Raw genomic sequence first — 18,126 nt, 5'->3', positions numbered from 1 at the left:
ATTCGCTCTTTGTTAGGTTAGGGGGATGATTAGCTGAATGTAAATTTGATTAAAAACTGATCGGTTATGAGTTATTTATGGTAGGGTTGTCACTGTTGGGTGTTGCTTAACAGCAACATTTTCCCTGGTTTTGGCCAGCCTTGCGCTGGTCTTTTTTTGAGAGATGCGGAAATACCAAATAGTTGTCAATTTCTAGTGAATACGTTGGCTATTAGCAAATAACGATTTCAGATTGATACCTTATACCTGTAGCCATGATTCAGCAGGCCATGATTTAACCTGACCATAACGAATATCCGGTAATTCGCTTGCTTCCACCTGGTTCTCACGGCACCATCGACGAAGTGGAGCAAATTTATATTCTTTCCCTGTGGCGTTCTTTACTGCTGTGATGGTGGCATGTTTCACGCTTTCTCCTAATCGCTCTGTCAGTTCCCGATTTTTACGGGTGGCAACACTGAGTTTACTCATTGCAGAAGCTTCACGCGTCCGACTGATTTGTGATTTTGTTCTAATAGCTTCATCACGCTCACTACTTATTTTTTCCACTTGCTCGGTATAGCTAATTAACCTGAGTTCGGGATAAGAAATAAAGAGAAAGTCTTGATATTCAAATAGTTGAATGAGCCTGTTTTGTTAAAATACTCTAACAGTCTGGTTAAAGAGTAGAGCATTGTTAAACAATTATGGAAAATCTTACTGAACTTTATTGCCTGATGGATGATTTTTGCAAAGACTTCGAGCCAAAAATGCATGAATATTTGCTGACTAACGGTACTAAGCGTCGTAGACGGTCTACTCAGCTTTCGTTGGCGGAAATGATGACACTGGTTGTGTTGTTTCATCAACTCCGATTCAGGCAATTCAAGGTATTTTATCTCTATTATGTCCGCTTATATCTCCGGAAGGAATTTCCTAACTTGCCATCCTATTCACGCTGTGTAGAGTTACTTCCGCGTAGTGCCTTAGCGTTAACGGCACTGTTTGAGTCAATTAAGGGAAAATGCACGGGGCTATCGGTTGCCGATTCTACTCCGATAGCGGTGTGTGATAACTTACGGATCCGCAGACATAAAGTCTTCAATGGGATAGCTGAACGGGGAAAAAATTCAACAGGTTGGTTCTTTGGTTTCAAGCTTCATGTAATTATCAATCATTTGGGGGAAATACTCAGTTTTCGACTCACACCAGGAAACACCGATGATCGGAAACCATTGCCTGAGCTGACAAAGGATCTTTCTGGTTGTTTGTACGCAGATAAAGGGTATTTATCGGCTTCACTGAAACAGCAACTCAAAACGATGGGAATTAGCCTTATAACGAATATCAAGAAGAAAATGAAGCCTATTAAACAGACTTGTTTCGACAAAGCCATCTTGCGTCATCGTTCTGTCATTGAAACGGTATTTGATGAGTTAAAAAATCTTTGTCAAATAGAGCATACGCGACATCGCTCTCCGGCTAACTTTGTAGTGAATTTATTAGGCGGACTGGTTGCATATTGTTTAATGCCATCTAAACCAAAGATACCTGTTGCAGGTACGTATCTTCAAGTATAATTGATAATGCTTATCCCGAACTCAGGTTAATTAGCATTTTTCGTAATTGTGAGGGGTTATCTAACCAATCTGTTGTTGGAGCGACAGGGGCTAATCTTCCTGTTTTGTAATCAAGGAAGGTTTGATTAACCATTAACCTGAATTTTGGCGAAATCCAACCTGCATATTCAATGGCTAACAGTTCATGAGCAAAAGTGCCTGGATTTATGCCGCCTTTTTGAACTTTGATTACTTCTTGACCTAAGGCGGAATTCTGCCTTAGCTCTTCAATTAACTCTTTGGCTTGTTTTGTCTCAAGCCATGTTTTAGGGCGTTTAGCATCTTTGCCACCACTGGCTTTATGTAACGCATTAAGGTTGAATCGGCCTTCTGAGTCTGTCGTGATTTCTACGCCCGCAATGATAGGGTAATGTTCATTTGTTAAATTTTGCATATAGTTATCCTTCAATATTAAAATTGATGAATGGGTATTAATTAAGTGGAATAGGTTAGGTGGGTAATGACTTCTTGTTTTGTAACTATTTCTTCAATGTGTCGAGAAATACCCCCAAATAGACCAGGAGCGCAGGGACTATCATAATGCCGATAACCAGTAGCTCTTGTCCGCCTAAATGAATATTGTCAACGATCACCGAAAACTGATCCACTTTTTAGCTAAATCCGATCAATCAAAATTGATCCACTTTTACTCAGTCATTGCTCCTGAGCGCCGCTTATCTTTCAATCGATAGCTTTCACCGCTTAATTGCAGTACATGCGAATGATGAAGTAAACGATCAAGCATAGCGGCAGTTAATGTTGCGTCATCAGCAAAAGCATTTGGCCATTGCCCAAATGATAAGTTACTCGTCAATATGACACTGCCATGCTCATAACGCTTGGCAATCACATTGAAAAACAGGTTTGCTTCTTCTCGCCCAAACGGCACGTATCCAATCTCATCGATAATCAACAATTTCGGGGCCATCACCGAACGTGATAGATATTGTTTGAGCTTATTTTGTCGTTTGGCAGTTGAGAGTTGCAACATCAGTTCAGCTGCCGTGGTAAAGCGGGTTTTCTTCTTGGCCTGTACTGCTTTTAATCCTAACCCAATAGCTAAATGCGTTTTGCCTACACCGCTTGGGCCAAGCAACACGACATTTTCATTACGTTCAATAAACGTTAATGCGCTTAATTCCTGTATGTGTTGTTTGGGGATCCCCGTTGCAAACTTAAAATCGAACGTATTAAGTTCTTTATGTGCTGGGAATCCTGCCATCCGACTCAAAAGATTACGGGTTCGTTCATCTCGTTGTTGTTGCTCACATTTTAATAGGGACAGTAAAAACTCTCCGTAGCTTTTGTCTTGGGCAATGCATTGTTCGGCAAGTGATGACCAATGAGTCGGAATAGAATTTAATTTCAATGACTCACACAGGTGTTCAATTTGTTCATGCAATAACATGTTCACCTCCCAGCAATGCTTCGTATACGCTGATTGAGTGTTGCAAACTGACAGATTCAAGGGGCGGTACGATACGGATATTAAGCGTATCAGTCTGCGGGATAGATTGGCAAACCCTTGCTGGTAAGGGTAGAAGATACTTAACTTCCTTAGCTAGTCTATCTGCTGGCTTCTCTAACGTTGTTCCATGAATCCGCTGATGGGCAACGCGTTGTAACCAGGGCCCCACTCTTGCATTAGCTATCTCAATATCCAGTTCAAGATTATGAGCACGAAGGTCGGTATTTAATGGTACGATAAAGCTGTTTTTTAAATAGTGGTTAAAGCGCTCTACTTTCCCTTTAGTTTTTGCCCTGTAGGGCTTGCAAGCACACAATTTAAACCCGTAATCTTTCGACATTTGAAGCATTTCGACATGTAATTTATGTTCACCTTCTGCATAAGCATCCCGTTCGATGATGAGGGATTTTGCGTTATCACACAATATTTCCTGTGGTACACCACCAAAATAGTCGAAAGCTTCTCGTAAACCTTGTTGCCAGGATTCTGCTCGTTCATTATCAAAGAACTTTACATAACTCGCACGCGAATAGCCTAGCGTTGCAACAAACGCTTTTAGTGATTTTTTACCTCGCCGGATGCTGGTGAAGTCGATTTGCATTTGTTGACCTGGCTGTGTTTCAAAACGGACGACAGCTTCGGGAACGATGCTTGGTTTAAATTGACAAACAAATCGGCGTAATTGAGCAATACCGCCTTGATAGCCGCTTTCAACTACTTCATCAAATAAGACTGTTGCAGGGATCCAATCAGGTTTAGCCAGTTCAATTCGATGAAGCAAATAAGGTTTAAAGGGTGCTAATTTAGTCGGTTGTTGACTTCTTTTAGCATAAGTTGGCATTGTCTGTTGTTGTAAATGATGTTTTACGGTGTTACGGGATATGCCCAATTCACGGGCAATTTTTCGAAGGCTTTGTCCTTGTGCAAAGCGAACATGAATATCCACAAATATCTCCTTGGTTAACATAAATTATCCGTACAAAAATGTGCGAATAATACCAAGTGGATCAGTTTTAGATGATCGTTAGTGGATCAGTTTTGCATGATCGGTGATATATTGCCTAATTCACCACGCTTAAACCTGATTTGTGGGTCAATGATGGTATCGGCGTGAGCAATGTGACCAATTATCAATTCGAAAGCAAATGCCGCGCTGATAAACAATAATGTCGTGATTAATAATTTAATGATGTTAAGTTTCATAACTTAACCTCCGGTATAATTAGCGTCTAGAAAGGTATATCTTCGTCTTCAAAATCAGCTTGATGAATAGCGTTACTGTTCGGCTGGTTAGTGGTTGGTATACCCGTTCTACTTTGGCTTTCCTGCGGTTTCTTCTCTTTCCGGTTGCCTAATATTTCAACGTCGTTGACTAAAAATTCGGGTGATATCCTGTGCTGACCGGATTTATCCGTCCATTTATTCTCTTGATAGGCAGTGGTAACACGAACAAAAGTGCCTTTTTGTACATGATTATGGATATATTCGGCTGTTTGTTTAAATGCCTTGCAGTTTATCCATGTTGTGTCATCAATCCATTGACCGCTGTTGTCTTTTCTTGATTTGCTGATAGCGAGAGAAAATACGGATATGGGATTTTTATCCTGGGTGTAGCGGATTTCTAATTTGCCGATTCGTCCGGTAAAATTACACTGGTTCTGGTTTGCCATGGGGTCTCCACATATTGATTAATTTTGTTGATTTCTGATTTCAGTTTTTCGATAAAATACTTGAACGGCTTGTTCAATTTCGTTAACTAAATCATCATCCTTGAAAATTCGGATTTTATAGTAGGCAAGGTTAGAGGGGAGTCTGTCATCATAGCTGACAAAATCGCACCAGCTTCTCCCTGTACACATCATTTGCCCATGCATTTGTAACAGGTATTCGTATTTGGGTTTACCTGTGATAATGGTTTCAATGTGGGTAGTGGTGTTAGGGCATTTTATTTCGATAAGTCCATCATCATTCACCAAACCGTCAGGACTAGCGCCGAATAGCGCAATAGTCGGGTGGGGAATAAAGCCCACTTCGGTGACCATGACATCAAACTCATTGAGGCAATATCGTGCTCTGGCTTGAGGTTCAAGGGCAATGCCTCGTTCAATGGCCTGATTAGTTTTTATGTTTTCTCTTTGTCCGGTAAGTGTTTCACAGACTAACTGCATGAGGTAATTTCGTTGTGTTGTTCCCTTGCCTTTGGATAACACCTTGTGTAAATTGCTGGCGGTGACTTTCCCAAGTCTTGCCTGAAACCACTCGTCCGTTTTCTGCTTCATGATTAGCCTCATTTTTCATTGCAATGTTGCGATAAATAGCCATTTTATTTTCTTCGCCAATGATATCCGTCTCTTCTGGTTTTAATTGCAGCCAATGGGATTTCATTGACTCAACACCGCCTTTTGCTACTATTTCTAATTCCTTGATTAATTGATTGTAACGAGCCTTCTTCTGCGATTATCGATATTTGACTAACTTCAAAATGTTGAGGGGATGCAACTCCTGTCGCATGACGTAGCGCATACTAAATACCTTGTGTCCATGCTCTCTCAAATCTAAATCCATTCGCCATGCTCCAGACAAGATGAGCCAGATTGCGTGTGTCGTTATCGGTTAAGAGTTCGGGTGCTTCTGGTCTACGTTTAGGGATTGAATGTAGCTCTGCTTCCATGCGATTAAATTCAGCAATATAGGCTTCCTTGAATTGTGCGGCTTTTTTTCCTGTGAATCCCATAACCAGAAATACGAAGCCATCTTTGGTCATTTCGTAGGCTTTCGTTTCACGTTCATTAAAACCCGCTTGAACTTTTACTACGATGGCTGAAAAGTTAGCCGTCATGAATTCTCTTGAACAATCAAGGGATTCTATTTTTTGAATTACATTTTTATGCAATTTTCCAAAGTAATCTGCAACGTCTTGAGATGTGGTAACGGCTTTACCGTTATGAACAGTAACTTTTGGATTAATAGTAGATAGTTGAAGTGTCATAATGACCTCCATTGATAATCGGAATCTACCACGATTATCAGACGGCCAGCTTTTCAGCTGCCCCATCCAGCCCACCATAGAATTTGTGGCTAGATTTATGACACTAAAAAACACGCTCGCGGCGTGTACATGTCGCGATAATCACATCGGGGTTTCCAATCCCGACATCTGATTTATCAGATGTAAATAAACTATAGCGCATGATTTTTTCTTTCCACGAGTTTCGCAATCTCCAAAAAAGAAGTATAAATTTAAAAACAAGAAAAAATCAGGGTGTTCATATTTTGTCGGGTTATCCATGTATTAAAGATATCTATAAAACATTCTTACAAGTAAGCAAGTTTAAGATACTCTGGTTTAGCGTTATCAGAAGTAAGCCCATCGCCTTTATCTCATGACACTGTTAGCCGATGGCTAAAAAGTAGATGTTTTAGACCTAAAGACCTATGGCGATTAGTTGAACCTTCTATAGACAAAAAAAGCCCTTGCGTACTAATTGCCGATGATACATTGATTGCCAAAACACGTAGTAAAAAAATAGAGATGGTCCATTATCAATATTCAGGTAATGAACATGAGGTTATTGCTGGCATAGGTTTAGTTAATTTGCTTTGGCATGATCTGACGAAGGTTGAATCAATTCCTATCAATTATCTTATTTATGATAAAGATTCTGATGGAAAAACAAAAAACACGCACTTTTCCGAAATGCTCATTCTTGCTAAAAAAAGAGGGATCATGCCAGAAGCCGTAGTGATGGATGCTTGGTATTCTAGCCTGGATAACCTGAAATCAATTCGCTCTCATGGTTGGATCTGGGTAACCAGGCTGAGGAAAAATAGGATTGTTAACCATAACAAACAACTGAACAAGTTAGACATCTCAGAAGAAGGAACGTCAATACACTTGCGAGGATATGGTTGGGTAACCGTTTTCAAATTTACAGCCAAAAACGGCCGTATTGATTACATAGTAACAAACAAAGAGAATCCCACCCGTCAATACCTCAAATCTATCATGGATGCCCGTTGGTCTGTTGAAGTTTATCATCGAGAAGTTAAACAAAACTGTGGTATTGAACGCTGTCAGGCTCGCACGAGCCGAGCGCAAAGAAATCATATTTTTCTCGCTATTTCTGCGTGGTTTGAACAACATAAACGTCGTATATCTGAAAAAATAACCCTTATATCAACAAAATTGGGACGTAATCAAAAGTGCTATTACTGAGCAAATCCGTGTTTTATTAGCGTACCCAAATTAGTTTTGTGCGAAACTCGTGCTTTCGTCAATGGTTATTATGCTGCAATCCCGTTCATCATTACACCTAACAGTCTAGGAAACTGGCTATCATAGAAATGGGGTTGAGTCTGACGAGGATTATTAGGGTCAGTCAGATTTTTACCAAACTGCAACCCTTTCTCTGTCAATGACCAGAATAGTTTTTCTTTATCAGGATGTTTGCTACTTGGACGTGATTTACGTTCAGCAAGTCCGAGCAGTTGTAGTCGTCGATAACCAGATTGTGCCGTATAGGGCTTGCCGTGCAGTAGTAAAAGTTCAGTAAAGGAGTGCGTCACTTCGCTTGAACCTGTTAAACTCCCCCTCTGGCGCATCAACAGCGTAAGCTGGCAATATATCCGGCATACCAAGCGATGACTGTAGCTTTTTCATCGCGCCAAGTAGACCAGAAGGGGCGATACGTAGCTCCTGCTTGTAAAAAGCGATCATGGCCAAGCCAGCTTGTACTTTTTCGACCAGTACCCCGTTATTGCTTTTTATTGAATCCCTAAACCGCTCGTAAACCTGAACTTCAAAAGCGGGGTCTATCCATGCTGCATATCGAATGGCGATAATTTCAACTGCCCAGCTGCCAGATTCAAGGCCACCTTTGATAATATTGACCGAAGCACTCTGTGATGCTTCGCTTACTTTTTGTGCAAAAGCGCTGATGCCCTCGCTTCTGAGAAACACAGAAGGTCTCTGAGATTCTGTCGCTTTACCCTGAGCAACTGCCGCACGGTGTAAATCATTTAGACAATAACGCCCGAAAGCGTCTTGGCGTACAATGGTATTTTCGATAACGACTAATTTTGACATAAAAATATTTCTCCGTAGTTAAACGAATTAAGCTATTAACGTGAAAGATTTTGCAGATTGAACCCTAAACCCGTTATACTTACTAAAAAGGAGGATTTCCTATGGGTCAGGTTGCATTTGATACACAAGAATTTGTCGAAACATTAGAAAATGCGGGTTTGCCAAAAGAGCAGGCAAAAGCAATTTCTATTGCTGTACGTAAGTCACATGAGGTTGCTGATGTTGCGACAAAAGCGGATATTGTTGAGGTAAATCGCAATATTGCTGATGTCCGTAAAGACTTATCGGCTGAGATTGCTGATGTCCGTAAAGACTTATCGGCTGAGATTGCTGATGTCCGTAAAGACTTATCGGCTGAGATTGCTGATGTCCGTAAAGACTTATCGGCTGAGATTGCTGATGTCCGTAAAGACTTATCGGCTGAGATTGCTGATGTCCGTAAAGACTTATCGGCTGAGATTGCTGATGTCCGTAAAGACTTATCGGCTGAGATTGCTGATGTCCGTAAAGACTTATCGGCTGAGATTGCTGATGTCCGTAAAGACTTATCGGCTGAGATTGCTGATGTCCGCAAAGATATGGCTGCTCGTTTTGAGAAGAATGAAGCTCAGATACAAGCGCGTTTTGAAAAAACTGATGCTCAGATAGCCTTAATTCGTAAAGATGTTGAACATATTGCTAATGGACTGCTTTTAAAACTTGGTGGTGTAATCGTTGTGACTATTAGTGCTGCAACGGCAATACTTAAATTCTTCTAATCCCTATGTTGCAGGTTCAAGTCCTGCACAGTCCACCAATCTCACGATATATCTTCATCAGTCTTAAATTCTCTTTTTTAAGACGCTCATTTTCTTTTGTTAAGCAGTGTATAATTTCTTTGAAAGTTCTTGTTTCCATGTCGTCATCATTCCATATATCAATGCTGCTTAAGTATTTTGCATCGCTTAAATCACGACTGCCATTGGTCACTCCGACCAGATTACCCATATTGGGATGCTTTGCTGTTACAATGCGTGGATTGTCTAATCTCATTATGTGTACTCCTTGTTAACATTTACTGAAAAGGTAGGATGTGTGCCGAGTGCCTCTCGGTGTCCGATTACAGTCATCACGGACGGGTAAACGCAATCAAACTATATTTAGCTATTTTTGAAAGATAATTTATAGTCTTGACTGTCCCACGAGCGCTGAGCCGCATTCACACATCCTGAAATTGATTTGATTGCCTGATTATTTAGCCACCTCAGGCGGCAGTGGTTTGCGTATTTACCACAACACACAAAACAGGTTATTATGTGCTCACCACAACACATAGAAAAAGGAATGACACGCTCAATGACACCAATTAAAGAGAGGCATTTAATGCTAATTCGAGAATTAAATAATCCTGATAGCCCCATGCAGCCAATAAGCACTGAGAAATTTGACTTTTTAGAGGAAAAGATAGGCACTAATCAATTAGCATTAGATCTTAATTATTTGATTGAAATTGGTCTTGTTAAAAAAGGTGCAGTTGTTTTAGGTCATAATAATTATTCATTATTTTATGTTGAGCATATGGCTTTAACTGCTAAAGGTTTTGATTACGCCAATACCGATACTATCGGTAGTGAACTAAACGTCGTTACAATTAAAATACACAAAAATACTCTTGAGCAAATTGAAACAATTATCAGATCGGCTAATTTAGCTGAACCAGAAAAGCAAACGCTTTTAAAACTAGTGAAAGAAAAAGGCGCAGAATCTGTTGTAGGCAAATGTGTTGATACTTTGTTTGCTAATGCTGGTACAGTGACTAAAGTTCTTTCTGAATTAGCTAAAAGTCAATTTAACTCTTAATTGATTTGATTACCTGATTATTTAGCCACCTCAGGCGGCAGTGTTACACTTGGTGTTTTCCACAACAACCAAGAGGTAGAGTAATGAATGATTCATTAGCTAATTTCGATAGAAATTTACAATTTGAACTGCTTGAGTTAGCGGTGTACGATTATCCCGATGTTATTAAAACAGAAAATATTCCTGATCATTTACGTTTAGTTGATAAGAAAAAGCTTCTTCAAAACATCGCCTATTTGCAAGAAGAAGGAATGATTAAGGGAGGAATTATTGAATGCCTTTCAGGAAAAGAACCTGCAATACATCTGATTAAAGCAACCAAAGACGCTATAAACCTTCTTACTGAGGAAGGTAGTATTTCAGCCTCTTTGAAGATCGTTACCGTAAAACTCCATAATGAATCTCTAGCGGTTATTCGAAAATTTATTCATCAAAATCTTAACGATTCGGAAGAAAAAAAGCTGTTTTTACAGCAGATAAAACAGCTTCCCGCTGACGCCACAAAACACATCGTGCTTGAATTATTGGGTAAGGGGTAAAATCACATGCCGAACGCAATTCAGTGGCTACAAACAGTGCTCCATTTGGGATAAATTCATCCTCCGTGCTGTGTTTTTCAAACTTTATCCAGCCAATGGTGGGAGCGATTTCTAGCCAAAAATCTTTTCGGTCATTGGTTGATAAAGTCAATTTGTTATTGAAAAAAGTTAGCGCATAAATACGAAAATCTAATCGGTCGTCAGTATTTTGACTCCCCATTAATTCAGGTTCGTTGTTTTCCATGTTTGACCTCGTGCTTGTTATTGAATTTCAAAATCATTTTAATACCTTTAACAGTTAGCGGTTACTCCAAAATGTGATTTTGGTTTTTTGTTAACCCGTCTGGAAGTGTATAAAGCTGCAATAGGAAGACAGCAGTTATTAAATGTGTCATACACTTTAGTAGGACGAATTGATATTGCTTTTTCTACACGATTAATCACCTTTCTTTTTAGTGAAAGAACAGGGCGTTTAGTGTTGGGTGGTGTTTGTTGCTGACACGAGTTTCGCACCAATAAAAAAACGCTCTATTTTTAAGTTTAATTCAGCATAATATGTAAATAGATAAAACCTTATAAATTAAATATAACTTATTGTAAATTAAGTGAATTTATGCATTTCAGTAACTTGCAGATTAATCATTACTTTTAAGCCATTTCTAGAATTTTATAGGCCTGTGCGAAACTCGTGGCTGAGAGGGTTTGCTTGGATTTAAGGCTGCTTTCAGTGCCATATTAAGCGCTTTGTTATAGTCGTAAGCTGCTTGTTTGGCTCTTCTACGCTCATGTCTACGACTACGAGCATTATCATAACCATGAAAGTTACACATATTACCTCCTGACAATGGGTTTTGGTGGTGTGTGCCGGTGGTATCCGGCTTATATTTACAGTCATATTGGTAGTTCCCTGGTGTTGGTTTTTAACTTACACGAGTTTCGCAATCTCCAAAAAAGAAGTATAAATTTAAAAACAAGAAAAAATCAGGGTGTTCATATTTTGTCGGGTTATCCATGTATTAAAGATATCTATAAAACATTCTTACAAGTAAGCAGTTTAAGATACTCTGGTTTAGCGTTATCAGAAGTAAGCCCATCGCCTTTATCTCATGACACTGTTAGCCGATGGCTAAAAAGTAGATGTTTTAGACCTAAAGACCTATGGCGATTAGTTGAACCTTCTATAGACAAAAAAGCCCTTGCGTACTAATTGCCGATGATACATTGATTGCCAAAACACGTAGTAAAAAAATAGAGATGGTCCATTATCAATATTCAGGTAATGAACATGATGTTATTGCTGGCATAGGTTTAGTTAATTTGCTTTGGCATGATCTGACGAAGGTTGAATCAATTCCTATCAATTATCGTATTTATGATAAAGATTCTGATGGAAAAACAAAAAACACGCACTTTTCCGAAATGCTCACTCTTGCACGAGTTTCGCACAAAACTAATTTGGGTACGCTAATAAAACACGGATTTGCTCAGTAATAGCACTTTTGATTACGTCCCAATTTTGTTGATAAAGGGTTATTTTTTCAGATATACGACGTTTATGTTGTTCAAACCACGCAGAAATAGCGAGAAAATATGATTTCTTTGCGCTCGGCTCGTGCGAGCCTGACAGCGTTCAATACCACAGTTTTGTTTAACTTCTCGATGATAAACTTCAACAGACCAACGGGCATCCATGATAGATTTGAGGTATTGACGGGTGGGATTCTCTTTGTTTGTTACTATGTAATCAATACGGCCGTTTTTGGCTGTAAATTTGAAAACGGTTACCCAACCATATCCTCGCAAGTGTATTGACGTTCCTTCTTCTGAGATGTCTAACTTGTTCAGTTGTTTGTTATGGTTAACAATCCTATTTTTCCTCAGCGTGTTTACCCAGATCCAACCATGACACGAGTTTCGCACCAATAAAAAAACGCGCTATTTTTAAGTTTAATTCAGCATGATATATAAATAGACAAAACCTTATAAATTAAATACAAATTATTGTAATTTAATAAAATTTATGTGTTTTAGTAACTTACAGATTAACCATTGCTTTTAAGCCATTTCTAGAACTTTATATGCCTATGCGAAACTCGTGCATGAGAGCGAATTGATTTCAGGTTATCCAGGCTAGAATACCAAGCATCCATCACTACGACTTCTGGCATGATCCCTCTTTTTTTAGCAAGAGTGAGCATTTCGGAAAAGTGCGTGTTTTTTGTTTTTCCATCAGAATCTTTATCATAAATAACCTGAGTTCGGGATAAGAAATAAAGAGAAAGTCTTGATATTCAAATAGTTGAATGAGCCTGTTTTGTTAAAATACTCTAACAGTCTGGTTAAAGAGTAGAGCATTGTTAAACAATTATGGAAAATCTTACTGAACTTTATTGCCTGATGGATGATTTTTGCAAAGACTTCGAGCCAAAAATGCATGAATATTTGCTGACTAACGGTACTAAGCGTCGTAGACGGTCTACTCAGCTTTCGTTGGCGGAAATGATGACACTGGTTGTGTTGTTTCATCAACTCCGATTCAGGCAATTCAAGGTATTTTATCTCTATTATGTCCGCTTATATCTCCGGAAGGAATTTCCTAACTTGCCATCCTATTCACGCTGTGTAGAGTTACTTCCGCGTAGTGCCTTAGCGTTAACGGCACTGTTTGAGTCAATTAAGGGAAAATGCACGGGGCTATCGGTTGCCGATTCTACTCCGATAGCGGTGTGTGATAACTTACGGATCCGCAGACATAAAGTCTTCAATGGGATAGCTGAACGGGGAAAAAATTCAACAGGTTGGTTCTTTGGTTTCAAGCTTCATGTAATTATCAATCATTTGGGGGAAATACTCAGTTTTCGACTCACACCAGGAAACACCGATGATCGGAAACCATTGCCTGAGCTGACAAAGGATCTTTCTGGTTGTTTGTACGCAGATAAAGGGTATTTATCGGCTTCACTGAAACAGCAACTCAAAACGATGGGAATTAGCCTTATAACGAATATCAAGAAGAAAATGAAGCCTATTAAACAGACTTGTTTCGACAAAGCCATCTTGCGTCATCGTTCTGTCATTGAAACGGTATTTGATGAGTTAAAAAATCTTTGTCAAATAGAGCATACGCGACATCGCTCTCCGGCTAACTTTGTAGTGAATTTATTAGGCGGACTGGTTGCATATTGTTTAATGCCATCTAAACCAAAGATACCTGTTGCAGGTACGTATCTTCAAGTATAATTGATAATGCTTATCCCGAACTCAGGTTAAATACGATAATTGATAGGAATTGATTCAACCTTCGTCAGATCATGCCAAAGCAAATTAACTAAACCTATGCCAGCAATAACATCATGTTCATTACCTGAATATTGATAATGGACCATCACTATTTTTTTACTACGTGTTTTGGCAATCAATGTATCATCGGCAATTAGTACGCAAGGGCTTTTTTGTCTATAGAAGGTTCAACTAATCGCCATAGGTCTTTAGGTCTAAAACATCTACTTTTTAGCCATCGGCTAACAGTGTCATGAGATAAAGGCGATGGGCTTACTTCTGATAACGCTAAACCAGAGTATCTTAAACTGCTTACTTGTAAGAATGTTTTATAGATATCTTTAATACATGGATAACCCGACAAAATATGAACACCCTGATTTTTTCTTGTTTTTAAATTTATACTTCTTTTTTGGAGATTGCGAAACTCGTGTCTTGCTAAAAAAAGAGGGATCATGCCAGAAGCCGTAGTGATGGATGCTTGGTATTCTAGCCTGGATAACCTGAAATCAATTCGCTCTCATGGTTGGATCTGGGTAAACACGCTGAGGAAAAATAGGATTGTTAACCATAACAAACAACTGAACAAGTTAGACATCTCAGAAGAAGGAACGTCAATACACTTGCGAGGATATGGTTGGGTAACCGTTTTCAAATTTACAGCCAAAAACGGCCGTATTGATTACATAGTAACAAACAAAGAGAATCCCACCCGTCAATACGTCCAATCTATCATGGATGCCCGTTGGTCTGTTGAAGTTTATCATCGAGAAGTTAAACAAAACTGTGGTATTGAACGCTGTCAGGCTCGCACGAGCCGAGCGCAAAGAAATCATATTTTTCTCGCTATTTCTGCGTGGTTTGAACAACATAAACGTCGTATATCTGAAAAAATAACCCTTTATCAACAAAATTGGGACGTAATCAAAAGTGCTATTACTGAGCAAATCCGTGTTTTATTAGCGTACCCAAATTAGTTTTGTGCGAAACTCGTGACTTAATGACGGTATTTTGGTTATTTCACTCACCCCAAAACCAACTGTTTGGGTGTTTTATGGTTACGCTTTTTCAGCGAAAGGGTGTTAAAGAGCGGTAGTACTTAACTGTCGTCACTTGCCTTCATGTTCATATGCCTCAGGCTGGCTACTTGGCAACGTCTGGCAAGGTTTCAAATAACTCGGAGTCTTGTCTGGCTTTTGCCTGTTGCAGTGAGTTGATAAACTTAAATTTAAGTTATCTTAATAATAAAGCCAAGAATAAAATAAAGATAACTTAAATATTGAAGTGAAAAATTTTAATGTGAATTTATAATATAATGATTTTTAATGAATTACTTTTGTCAGCGATTAAAAATTGGATTGTTAAAAAAAGAGGAACGATAAATTTGCGGAGATTATTATGATATGGGTTGGATATGTTGAGATGGGGGTGTTTATTAGGGTAGTGTAATGAGAGGGCAATAAAAAACCCTCGGGGAGGGCTGGGATGGGAAGCTATGCGGCTAGTTTAGATATCCATTTATCTCTTTTTGTAAAAGGTAAGACATGACTTATTTCATTAAACAAAAGAGATAATTGCTGCATTTGAGCGCCGATTGATTCGCTATCAACAACAACATATCGATTATTTAACGCAGTATTTGCATTTTTTAGGTCTATTAATTTCCCAAGCAGAGAGTATGCACTATTCCAACTTCCACCTTGCTTTACACTAGATGTAAAAAGATATTTTGGAACTTCTGTATTAACTGTTACTGGAATGACGATGTTGTGACCACTCATTCCTAACACATTAGATCTCAATGATATCCTATCTTTTAAGTTGGAGTGATATAAATAATCTATAACTTCACTTTCAAATTTTTCAACTCTGCCCGATTGGTGCCAGCTAATAGATAAAGTGGAAGCTAATATACCAGCTCTAATTACATTAGAGGTGGCTGATCCAACTGTATCTTCTGTTGCCCAACTAACGATTTCACCTCTATCGTTAAGCTCTGCTCCTTGATGACTTATAAAGCTACGTATTTCATCAATCCTTTTCTTTGTAAGCGAAATTCCCCTAGCTTCCATATTCATTAGCGCATCGCAGCGGTCACTTACAAGGTATTTACCATTAACTTCTTTTACGAAAGCACCAACATGCTCCCCATCATCACAGAAAGTGAACGGGCTAATAATTCTTAGTAATTCAGCTCCTATCGGGTGGTATTCAAAACCAAGATTAGATATGACTGTTGAGCACATCATAATGGTAATCCTATTTGTCCAGATATATCTTCTAAAGGTATAGGGAGTTCACCTGTGCATTTTATATTTAAATGCTCACAAAAAAACTGCCAAAACCCTCTAATGTCATCTGATTTTATAGCCTTTTTAATTGGGAATCCTACTTCACTATAGCGCCCAGCCTCTTCATAGTAAACATGGTAGTGGGCACCTAAAATATAATTTACAAAGTCAGGGTGATCTACTTTATATCTATTTGTATGTCCATCAAATGGATAGCCATCAACTGCAAATATTCTTTTTTTGTTATAAAGTGCTACAATATTTATCTTTGGGAATACTTCATCGCCATCTTGCTTAGATTCATGATCAGGCTTCCATTGGATCAAAATAGTTAATCCTTGCACTGGTATTCCATCGCTGTCTAATGGCAAAACATTCATTTGAAGCCATAAAAATGGCCTGTTTGGGGGCGGTTTTTCCTTCCAACTAATACCAGAGAAATCAACGTACTTTTCACAGTATAGAACATTGTCAACTTCTACTTGGCTAGGTTGATAATCAGTACACTTTGCCACTATTAGTCATCCGTTAATTTTTTATTAATATCCACACCCTAAAATATGTCGTCAGGCTACTGATTATCACCCGCCTCACGATGCTCTTTTGGATTTCTTCTCTTTTTCTTTCATTTCTTTATAAATTCGTTCGAGATTAGCCCGAGTCTCAGTAATTTCTTTCAGATAATTTCTTTGTTCTTCTTGTGTAAGAGCATTGAACATATCTAAAAGCTTTTCTTCTGTTTTTGTCAATCTACTATATCTGTAATTATCATTTTGTTCTTGGTTAAATTTAGTTGTACCTTTGCCTCTTATGATATATTCAGGAGTGCACATTAGAGCGTCAGCTAAAGACAACAAGTTGTCCCCGTTAGGTTCAGTTTCTTCTTTTTCCCACTGTGAAATTGCAACATGAGAGACCCCAACTCTTTTTCCAAGCTGTTTTTGTGTTAGCTGTAGCTCTTTTCTTCGCAATCTAATGCGTTGCCCGATCGATTTTATTTCCATAATTAAATTATCTTAATTCCTCTTGACTTAAGTTTCCTTTAAATTAATAATTAAAGTATTCTTTAACGGAGGTATTAATGCTAAAAGATGAGGTCGTGAGTTTTTTGATTCTCATCGAGAAATCGCATTGAAATTAATGATTTCTGATTCAGCCGTTTCTCAATGGAGAACAATTATTCCTGAGAGATCCGCTCTAAAATTGGAGCGCATCACTAAAGGAAAATTAAAATACAGAACTGAGTTTTATAGAAAAAAATAAAATTATCGCTCTTTAACAACCTGGCCTCCCTGAAATTGGGAGATTTCAAATTCCCAGCCCATCGGGAGGGATAACTATTATCTGAAACTTATGGAATTAAGTGTAGGATAAGATTGCTGCAAAGACTATCAAATCATTTTGTCTGTATGCTATTTGATTTGCGGGTTTTTGAGTATTTTCTTGCAGAATAGAGATAAGTATTCGGTAAGCAACAGTTATCAAACGATGGCTGAGGCTTTTTGTCTTTTAGATTGAGAGTGAGTGATGCAATAGTATTAACGGTATCATCTTGCTTGTTGAATATGGAATCAAGGATTTGCTCTGTAGAACGTGGCTTAGGTTTCGCTTCGTATTCAGCGCGTTTTCTATCCCAGAATGCCATTTGTTTTGCTAGGCGACGAGATTTAGCATTGTCTTTTTTAGATTTAAAGATAATGGTTGCCATTTTGTTCCTCCTAAATAAGTTTTAGTGGTGTGTGCCGAATACTTACGGTTAATGTTCACAGTCTGTTTATTCCCTGGTGTAGAAACGAGATTTGAGTGTTCTGTTATATTCACACACCCCAAAACTCACTTTGTGGTGTTGCTCTAACGCTTATTCAGAGCCGTGATTCCAATATGTTAAAGAGCGAAATGACTTAGTTACTGATGACTACACTTGCCTTCATGTTCGTACGCCTCAGGCTGGCTACTTGGCAACGTTTCAGATAACTCGTGGTATTGTCTGGCGTTTGCCTGTTGCAGTGAGTTGATGGAATATAAT

The 18,126-nt window shown here is 38.7% G+C and carries 24 protein-coding genes and 6 pseudogenes; 9 read left to right on the top strand and 21 right to left on the bottom strand.

Going from position 1 to position 18,126, the window contains the following annotated elements; translation table 11 throughout:
* Nucleotides 1-240 precede the first annotated feature (240 nt).
* Entirely contained in the window at nucleotides 241-549 is a 309-nt protein-coding gene (locus V3224_RS13570; protein ID WP_334471111.1) for a hypothetical protein, read from the bottom strand.
* 137 nt (nucleotides 550-686) lie between these two features.
* On the opposite strand from V3224_RS13570, the gene V3224_RS13565 reads away from it, so the two are divergent.
* Nucleotides 687-1,559 (top strand): IS982 family transposase, encoded by an 873-nt coding sequence (locus tag V3224_RS13565; RefSeq protein ID WP_334467716.1) that lies wholly within the window; start codon nucleotides 687-689, stop codon nucleotides 1,557-1,559.
* Between the two features lie 10 nt (nucleotides 1,560-1,569).
* On the opposite strand, the gene V3224_RS13560 is transcribed toward V3224_RS13565, so the two are convergent.
* The 8 genes from V3224_RS13560 to V3224_RS13525 all read right to left on the bottom strand — a co-directional run bounded on the left by V3224_RS13560 (nucleotide 1,570) and on the right by V3224_RS13525 (nucleotide 6,284).
* Entirely contained in the window at nucleotides 1,570-1,992 is a 423-nt protein-coding gene (locus tag V3224_RS13560) for a KilA-N domain-containing protein (RefSeq protein ID WP_334471109.1), read from the bottom strand.
* 252 nt (nucleotides 1,993-2,244) lie between these two features.
* A complete protein-coding gene (gene istB / locus V3224_RS13555) occupies nucleotides 2,245-3,006 on the bottom strand; it encodes an IS21-like element helper ATPase IstB (RefSeq protein ID WP_334471108.1) in 762 nt (253 codons plus the stop codon).
* On the bottom strand, nucleotides 2,993-4,033 hold the full coding sequence (gene istA, locus V3224_RS13550) for an IS21 family transposase (protein ID WP_334471107.1): 1,041 nt from the start codon (nucleotides 4,031-4,033) through the stop codon (nucleotides 2,993-2,995). Before istA ends, istB begins: the two co-directional genes overlap by 14 nt.
* A 65-nt stretch (nucleotides 4,034-4,098) precedes the next feature.
* The gene (locus tag V3224_RS13545; protein ID WP_334471104.1) at nucleotides 4,099-4,269 is read right to left on the bottom strand and encodes a hypothetical protein; all 171 of its coding nucleotides are present in this window, start codon (nucleotides 4,267-4,269) and stop codon (nucleotides 4,099-4,101) included.
* Nucleotides 4,270-4,295: 26 nt separating this feature from the next.
* Nucleotides 4,296-4,736: a single-stranded DNA-binding protein gene (locus V3224_RS13540; RefSeq protein ID WP_334471102.1), complete on the bottom strand. Its 441-nt coding sequence runs from the start codon at nucleotides 4,734-4,736 to the stop codon at nucleotides 4,296-4,298.
* A gap of 18 nt (nucleotides 4,737-4,754) precedes the next feature.
* The gene (locus V3224_RS13535) at nucleotides 4,755-5,345 is read right to left on the bottom strand and encodes a lambda exonuclease family protein (RefSeq protein WP_334471100.1); all 591 of its coding nucleotides are present in this window, start codon (nucleotides 5,343-5,345) and stop codon (nucleotides 4,755-4,757) included.
* A gap of 245 nt (nucleotides 5,346-5,590) precedes the next feature.
* A complete protein-coding gene (locus tag V3224_RS13530; protein ID WP_334471098.1) occupies nucleotides 5,591-6,055 on the bottom strand; it encodes a Rha family transcriptional regulator in 465 nt (154 codons plus the stop codon).
* A 103-nt stretch (nucleotides 6,056-6,158) separates the two neighbouring features.
* Nucleotides 6,159-6,284: a hypothetical protein gene (locus V3224_RS13525; protein ID WP_334471096.1), complete on the bottom strand. Its 126-nt coding sequence runs from the start codon at nucleotides 6,282-6,284 to the stop codon at nucleotides 6,159-6,161.
* A gap of 55 nt (nucleotides 6,285-6,339) precedes the next feature.
* Between V3224_RS13525 and V3224_RS13520 the strand changes: the two are divergent.
* A pseudogene (locus V3224_RS13520) lies at nucleotides 6,340-7,316 on the top strand (IS701 family transposase).
* A 34-nt stretch (nucleotides 7,317-7,350) separates the two neighbouring features.
* On the opposite strand, the gene V3224_RS13515 reads toward V3224_RS13520, so the two are convergent.
* Both V3224_RS13515 and V3224_RS13510 read right to left on the bottom strand, forming a co-directional pair.
* Nucleotides 7,351-7,632 (bottom strand): hypothetical protein, encoded by a 282-nt coding sequence (locus tag V3224_RS13515; protein ID WP_334471094.1) that lies wholly within the window; start codon nucleotides 7,630-7,632, stop codon nucleotides 7,351-7,353.
* On the bottom strand, nucleotides 7,613-8,152 hold the full coding sequence (locus V3224_RS13510) for a KilA-N domain-containing protein (RefSeq protein ID WP_334471092.1): 540 nt from the start codon (nucleotides 8,150-8,152) through the stop codon (nucleotides 7,613-7,615). Before V3224_RS13510 ends, V3224_RS13515 begins: the two co-directional genes overlap by 20 nt.
* Before the next feature lie 101 nt (nucleotides 8,153-8,253).
* Here V3224_RS13510 and V3224_RS13505 point away from each other — a divergent pair, with 101 nt between their 5' ends.
* Nucleotides 8,254-8,910, top strand: coding sequence for a hypothetical protein (locus V3224_RS13505; protein WP_334471090.1), 657 nt, complete (start codon nucleotides 8,254-8,256; stop codon nucleotides 8,908-8,910).
* Between the two features lie 16 nt (nucleotides 8,911-8,926).
* Here V3224_RS13505 and V3224_RS13500 read toward each other — a convergent pair whose 3' ends face one another.
* Nucleotides 8,927-9,184, bottom strand: a complete 258-nt coding sequence (locus tag V3224_RS13500) for a hypothetical protein (RefSeq protein ID WP_334471089.1) — start codon at nucleotides 9,182-9,184, stop codon at nucleotides 8,927-8,929.
* A gap of 261 nt (nucleotides 9,185-9,445) precedes the next feature.
* Here V3224_RS13500 and V3224_RS13495 point away from each other — a divergent pair, with 261 nt between their 5' ends.
* Both V3224_RS13495 and V3224_RS13490 read left to right on the top strand, forming a co-directional pair.
* The gene (locus tag V3224_RS13495) at nucleotides 9,446-9,991 is read left to right on the top strand and encodes a hypothetical protein (RefSeq protein WP_334471088.1); all 546 of its coding nucleotides are present in this window, start codon (nucleotides 9,446-9,448) and stop codon (nucleotides 9,989-9,991) included.
* Between the two features lie 83 nt (nucleotides 9,992-10,074).
* Nucleotides 10,075-10,530, top strand: coding sequence for a hypothetical protein (locus tag V3224_RS13490; protein ID WP_334471086.1), 456 nt, complete (start codon nucleotides 10,075-10,077; stop codon nucleotides 10,528-10,530).
* Between the two features lie 291 nt (nucleotides 10,531-10,821).
* Here V3224_RS13490 and V3224_RS13485 read toward each other — a convergent pair whose 3' ends face one another.
* Both V3224_RS13485 and V3224_RS13480 read right to left on the bottom strand, forming a co-directional pair.
* Nucleotides 10,822-11,043, bottom strand: coding sequence for a hypothetical protein (locus tag V3224_RS13485; RefSeq protein ID WP_334471085.1), 222 nt, complete (start codon nucleotides 11,041-11,043; stop codon nucleotides 10,822-10,824).
* Nucleotides 11,044-11,189: 146 nt separating this feature from the next.
* Complete coding sequence (locus tag V3224_RS13480; protein ID WP_334471083.1) at nucleotides 11,190-11,360, bottom strand: hypothetical protein; 171 nt, start codon at nucleotides 11,358-11,360, stop codon at nucleotides 11,190-11,192.
* A gap of 167 nt (nucleotides 11,361-11,527) precedes the next feature.
* On the opposite strand from V3224_RS13480, the pseudogene V3224_RS29995 reads away from it, so the two are divergent.
* A pseudogene (locus V3224_RS29995) lies at nucleotides 11,528-11,967 on the top strand (IS701 family transposase); the annotation flags it as partial.
* A gap of 13 nt (nucleotides 11,968-11,980) precedes the next feature.
* Here V3224_RS29995 and V3224_RS13465 read toward each other — a convergent pair.
* Nucleotides 11,981-12,435, bottom strand: a pseudogene (locus V3224_RS13465) (transposase); the annotation flags it as partial.
* A 161-nt stretch (nucleotides 12,436-12,596) separates the two neighbouring features.
* The gene (locus tag V3224_RS13460; protein WP_442890371.1) at nucleotides 12,597-12,728 is read right to left on the bottom strand and encodes a hypothetical protein; all 132 of its coding nucleotides are present in this window, start codon (nucleotides 12,726-12,728) and stop codon (nucleotides 12,597-12,599) included.
* A 169-nt stretch (nucleotides 12,729-12,897) separates the two neighbouring features.
* Between V3224_RS13460 and V3224_RS13455 the strand changes: the two genes are divergently transcribed.
* Complete coding sequence (locus V3224_RS13455) at nucleotides 12,898-13,770, top strand: IS982 family transposase (RefSeq protein WP_334467716.1); 873 nt, start codon at nucleotides 12,898-12,900, stop codon at nucleotides 13,768-13,770.
* 29 nt (nucleotides 13,771-13,799) lie between these two features.
* On the opposite strand, the pseudogene V3224_RS29990 reads toward V3224_RS13455, so the two are convergent.
* A pseudogene (locus V3224_RS29990) lies at nucleotides 13,800-14,173 on the bottom strand (IS701 family transposase); the annotation flags it as partial.
* Between the two features lie 70 nt (nucleotides 14,174-14,243).
* On the opposite strand from V3224_RS29990, the pseudogene V3224_RS13440 reads away from it, so the two are divergent.
* Nucleotides 14,244-14,786 (top strand): annotated as a pseudogene (locus tag V3224_RS13440) (transposase); the annotation flags it as partial.
* A gap of 516 nt (nucleotides 14,787-15,302) precedes the next feature.
* Here the strand turns inward: V3224_RS13440 and V3224_RS13435 are convergent.
* The 3 genes from V3224_RS13435 to V3224_RS13425 all read right to left on the bottom strand — a co-directional run bounded on the left by V3224_RS13435 (nucleotide 15,303) and on the right by V3224_RS13425 (nucleotide 17,104).
* A complete protein-coding gene (locus tag V3224_RS13435; RefSeq protein WP_334471077.1) occupies nucleotides 15,303-16,058 on the bottom strand; it encodes a DUF1828 domain-containing protein in 756 nt (251 codons plus the stop codon).
* Nucleotides 16,055-16,615 carry a hypothetical protein gene (locus tag V3224_RS13430; RefSeq protein ID WP_334471075.1) on the bottom strand — a complete coding sequence of 187 codons (561 nt, stop codon included), beginning with the start codon at nucleotides 16,613-16,615 and terminating at the stop codon, nucleotides 16,055-16,057. Before V3224_RS13430 ends, V3224_RS13435 begins: the two co-directional genes overlap by 4 nt.
* Nucleotides 16,616-16,690: 75 nt before the next feature.
* Nucleotides 16,691-17,104: a helix-turn-helix domain-containing protein gene (locus V3224_RS13425; protein WP_334471073.1), complete on the bottom strand. Its 414-nt coding sequence runs from the start codon at nucleotides 17,102-17,104 to the stop codon at nucleotides 16,691-16,693.
* A gap of 112 nt (nucleotides 17,105-17,216) precedes the next feature.
* Here V3224_RS13425 and V3224_RS13420 point away from each other — a divergent pair.
* Nucleotides 17,217-17,363 (top strand): annotated as a pseudogene (locus V3224_RS13420) (Cro/CI family transcriptional regulator); the annotation flags it as partial.
* Nucleotides 17,364-17,496: 133 nt separating this feature from the next.
* On the opposite strand, the gene V3224_RS13415 reads toward V3224_RS13420, so the two are convergent.
* Entirely contained in the window at nucleotides 17,497-17,808 is a 312-nt protein-coding gene (locus V3224_RS13415; RefSeq protein WP_334471069.1) for a hypothetical protein, read from the bottom strand.
* Between the last annotated feature and the right edge of the window lie 318 nt (nucleotides 17,809-18,126).

It is taken from the genome of Arsenophonus sp. PmNCSU2021_1 (genome assembly GCF_036919435.1).
Taxonomy (GTDB): Bacteria; Pseudomonadota; Gammaproteobacteria; order Enterobacterales; family Enterobacteriaceae; genus Arsenophonus; species Arsenophonus nilaparvatae.
Note: the sequence above shows the minus strand (reverse complement) of the source record. Positions and strands in the feature narration are given on the sequence as shown.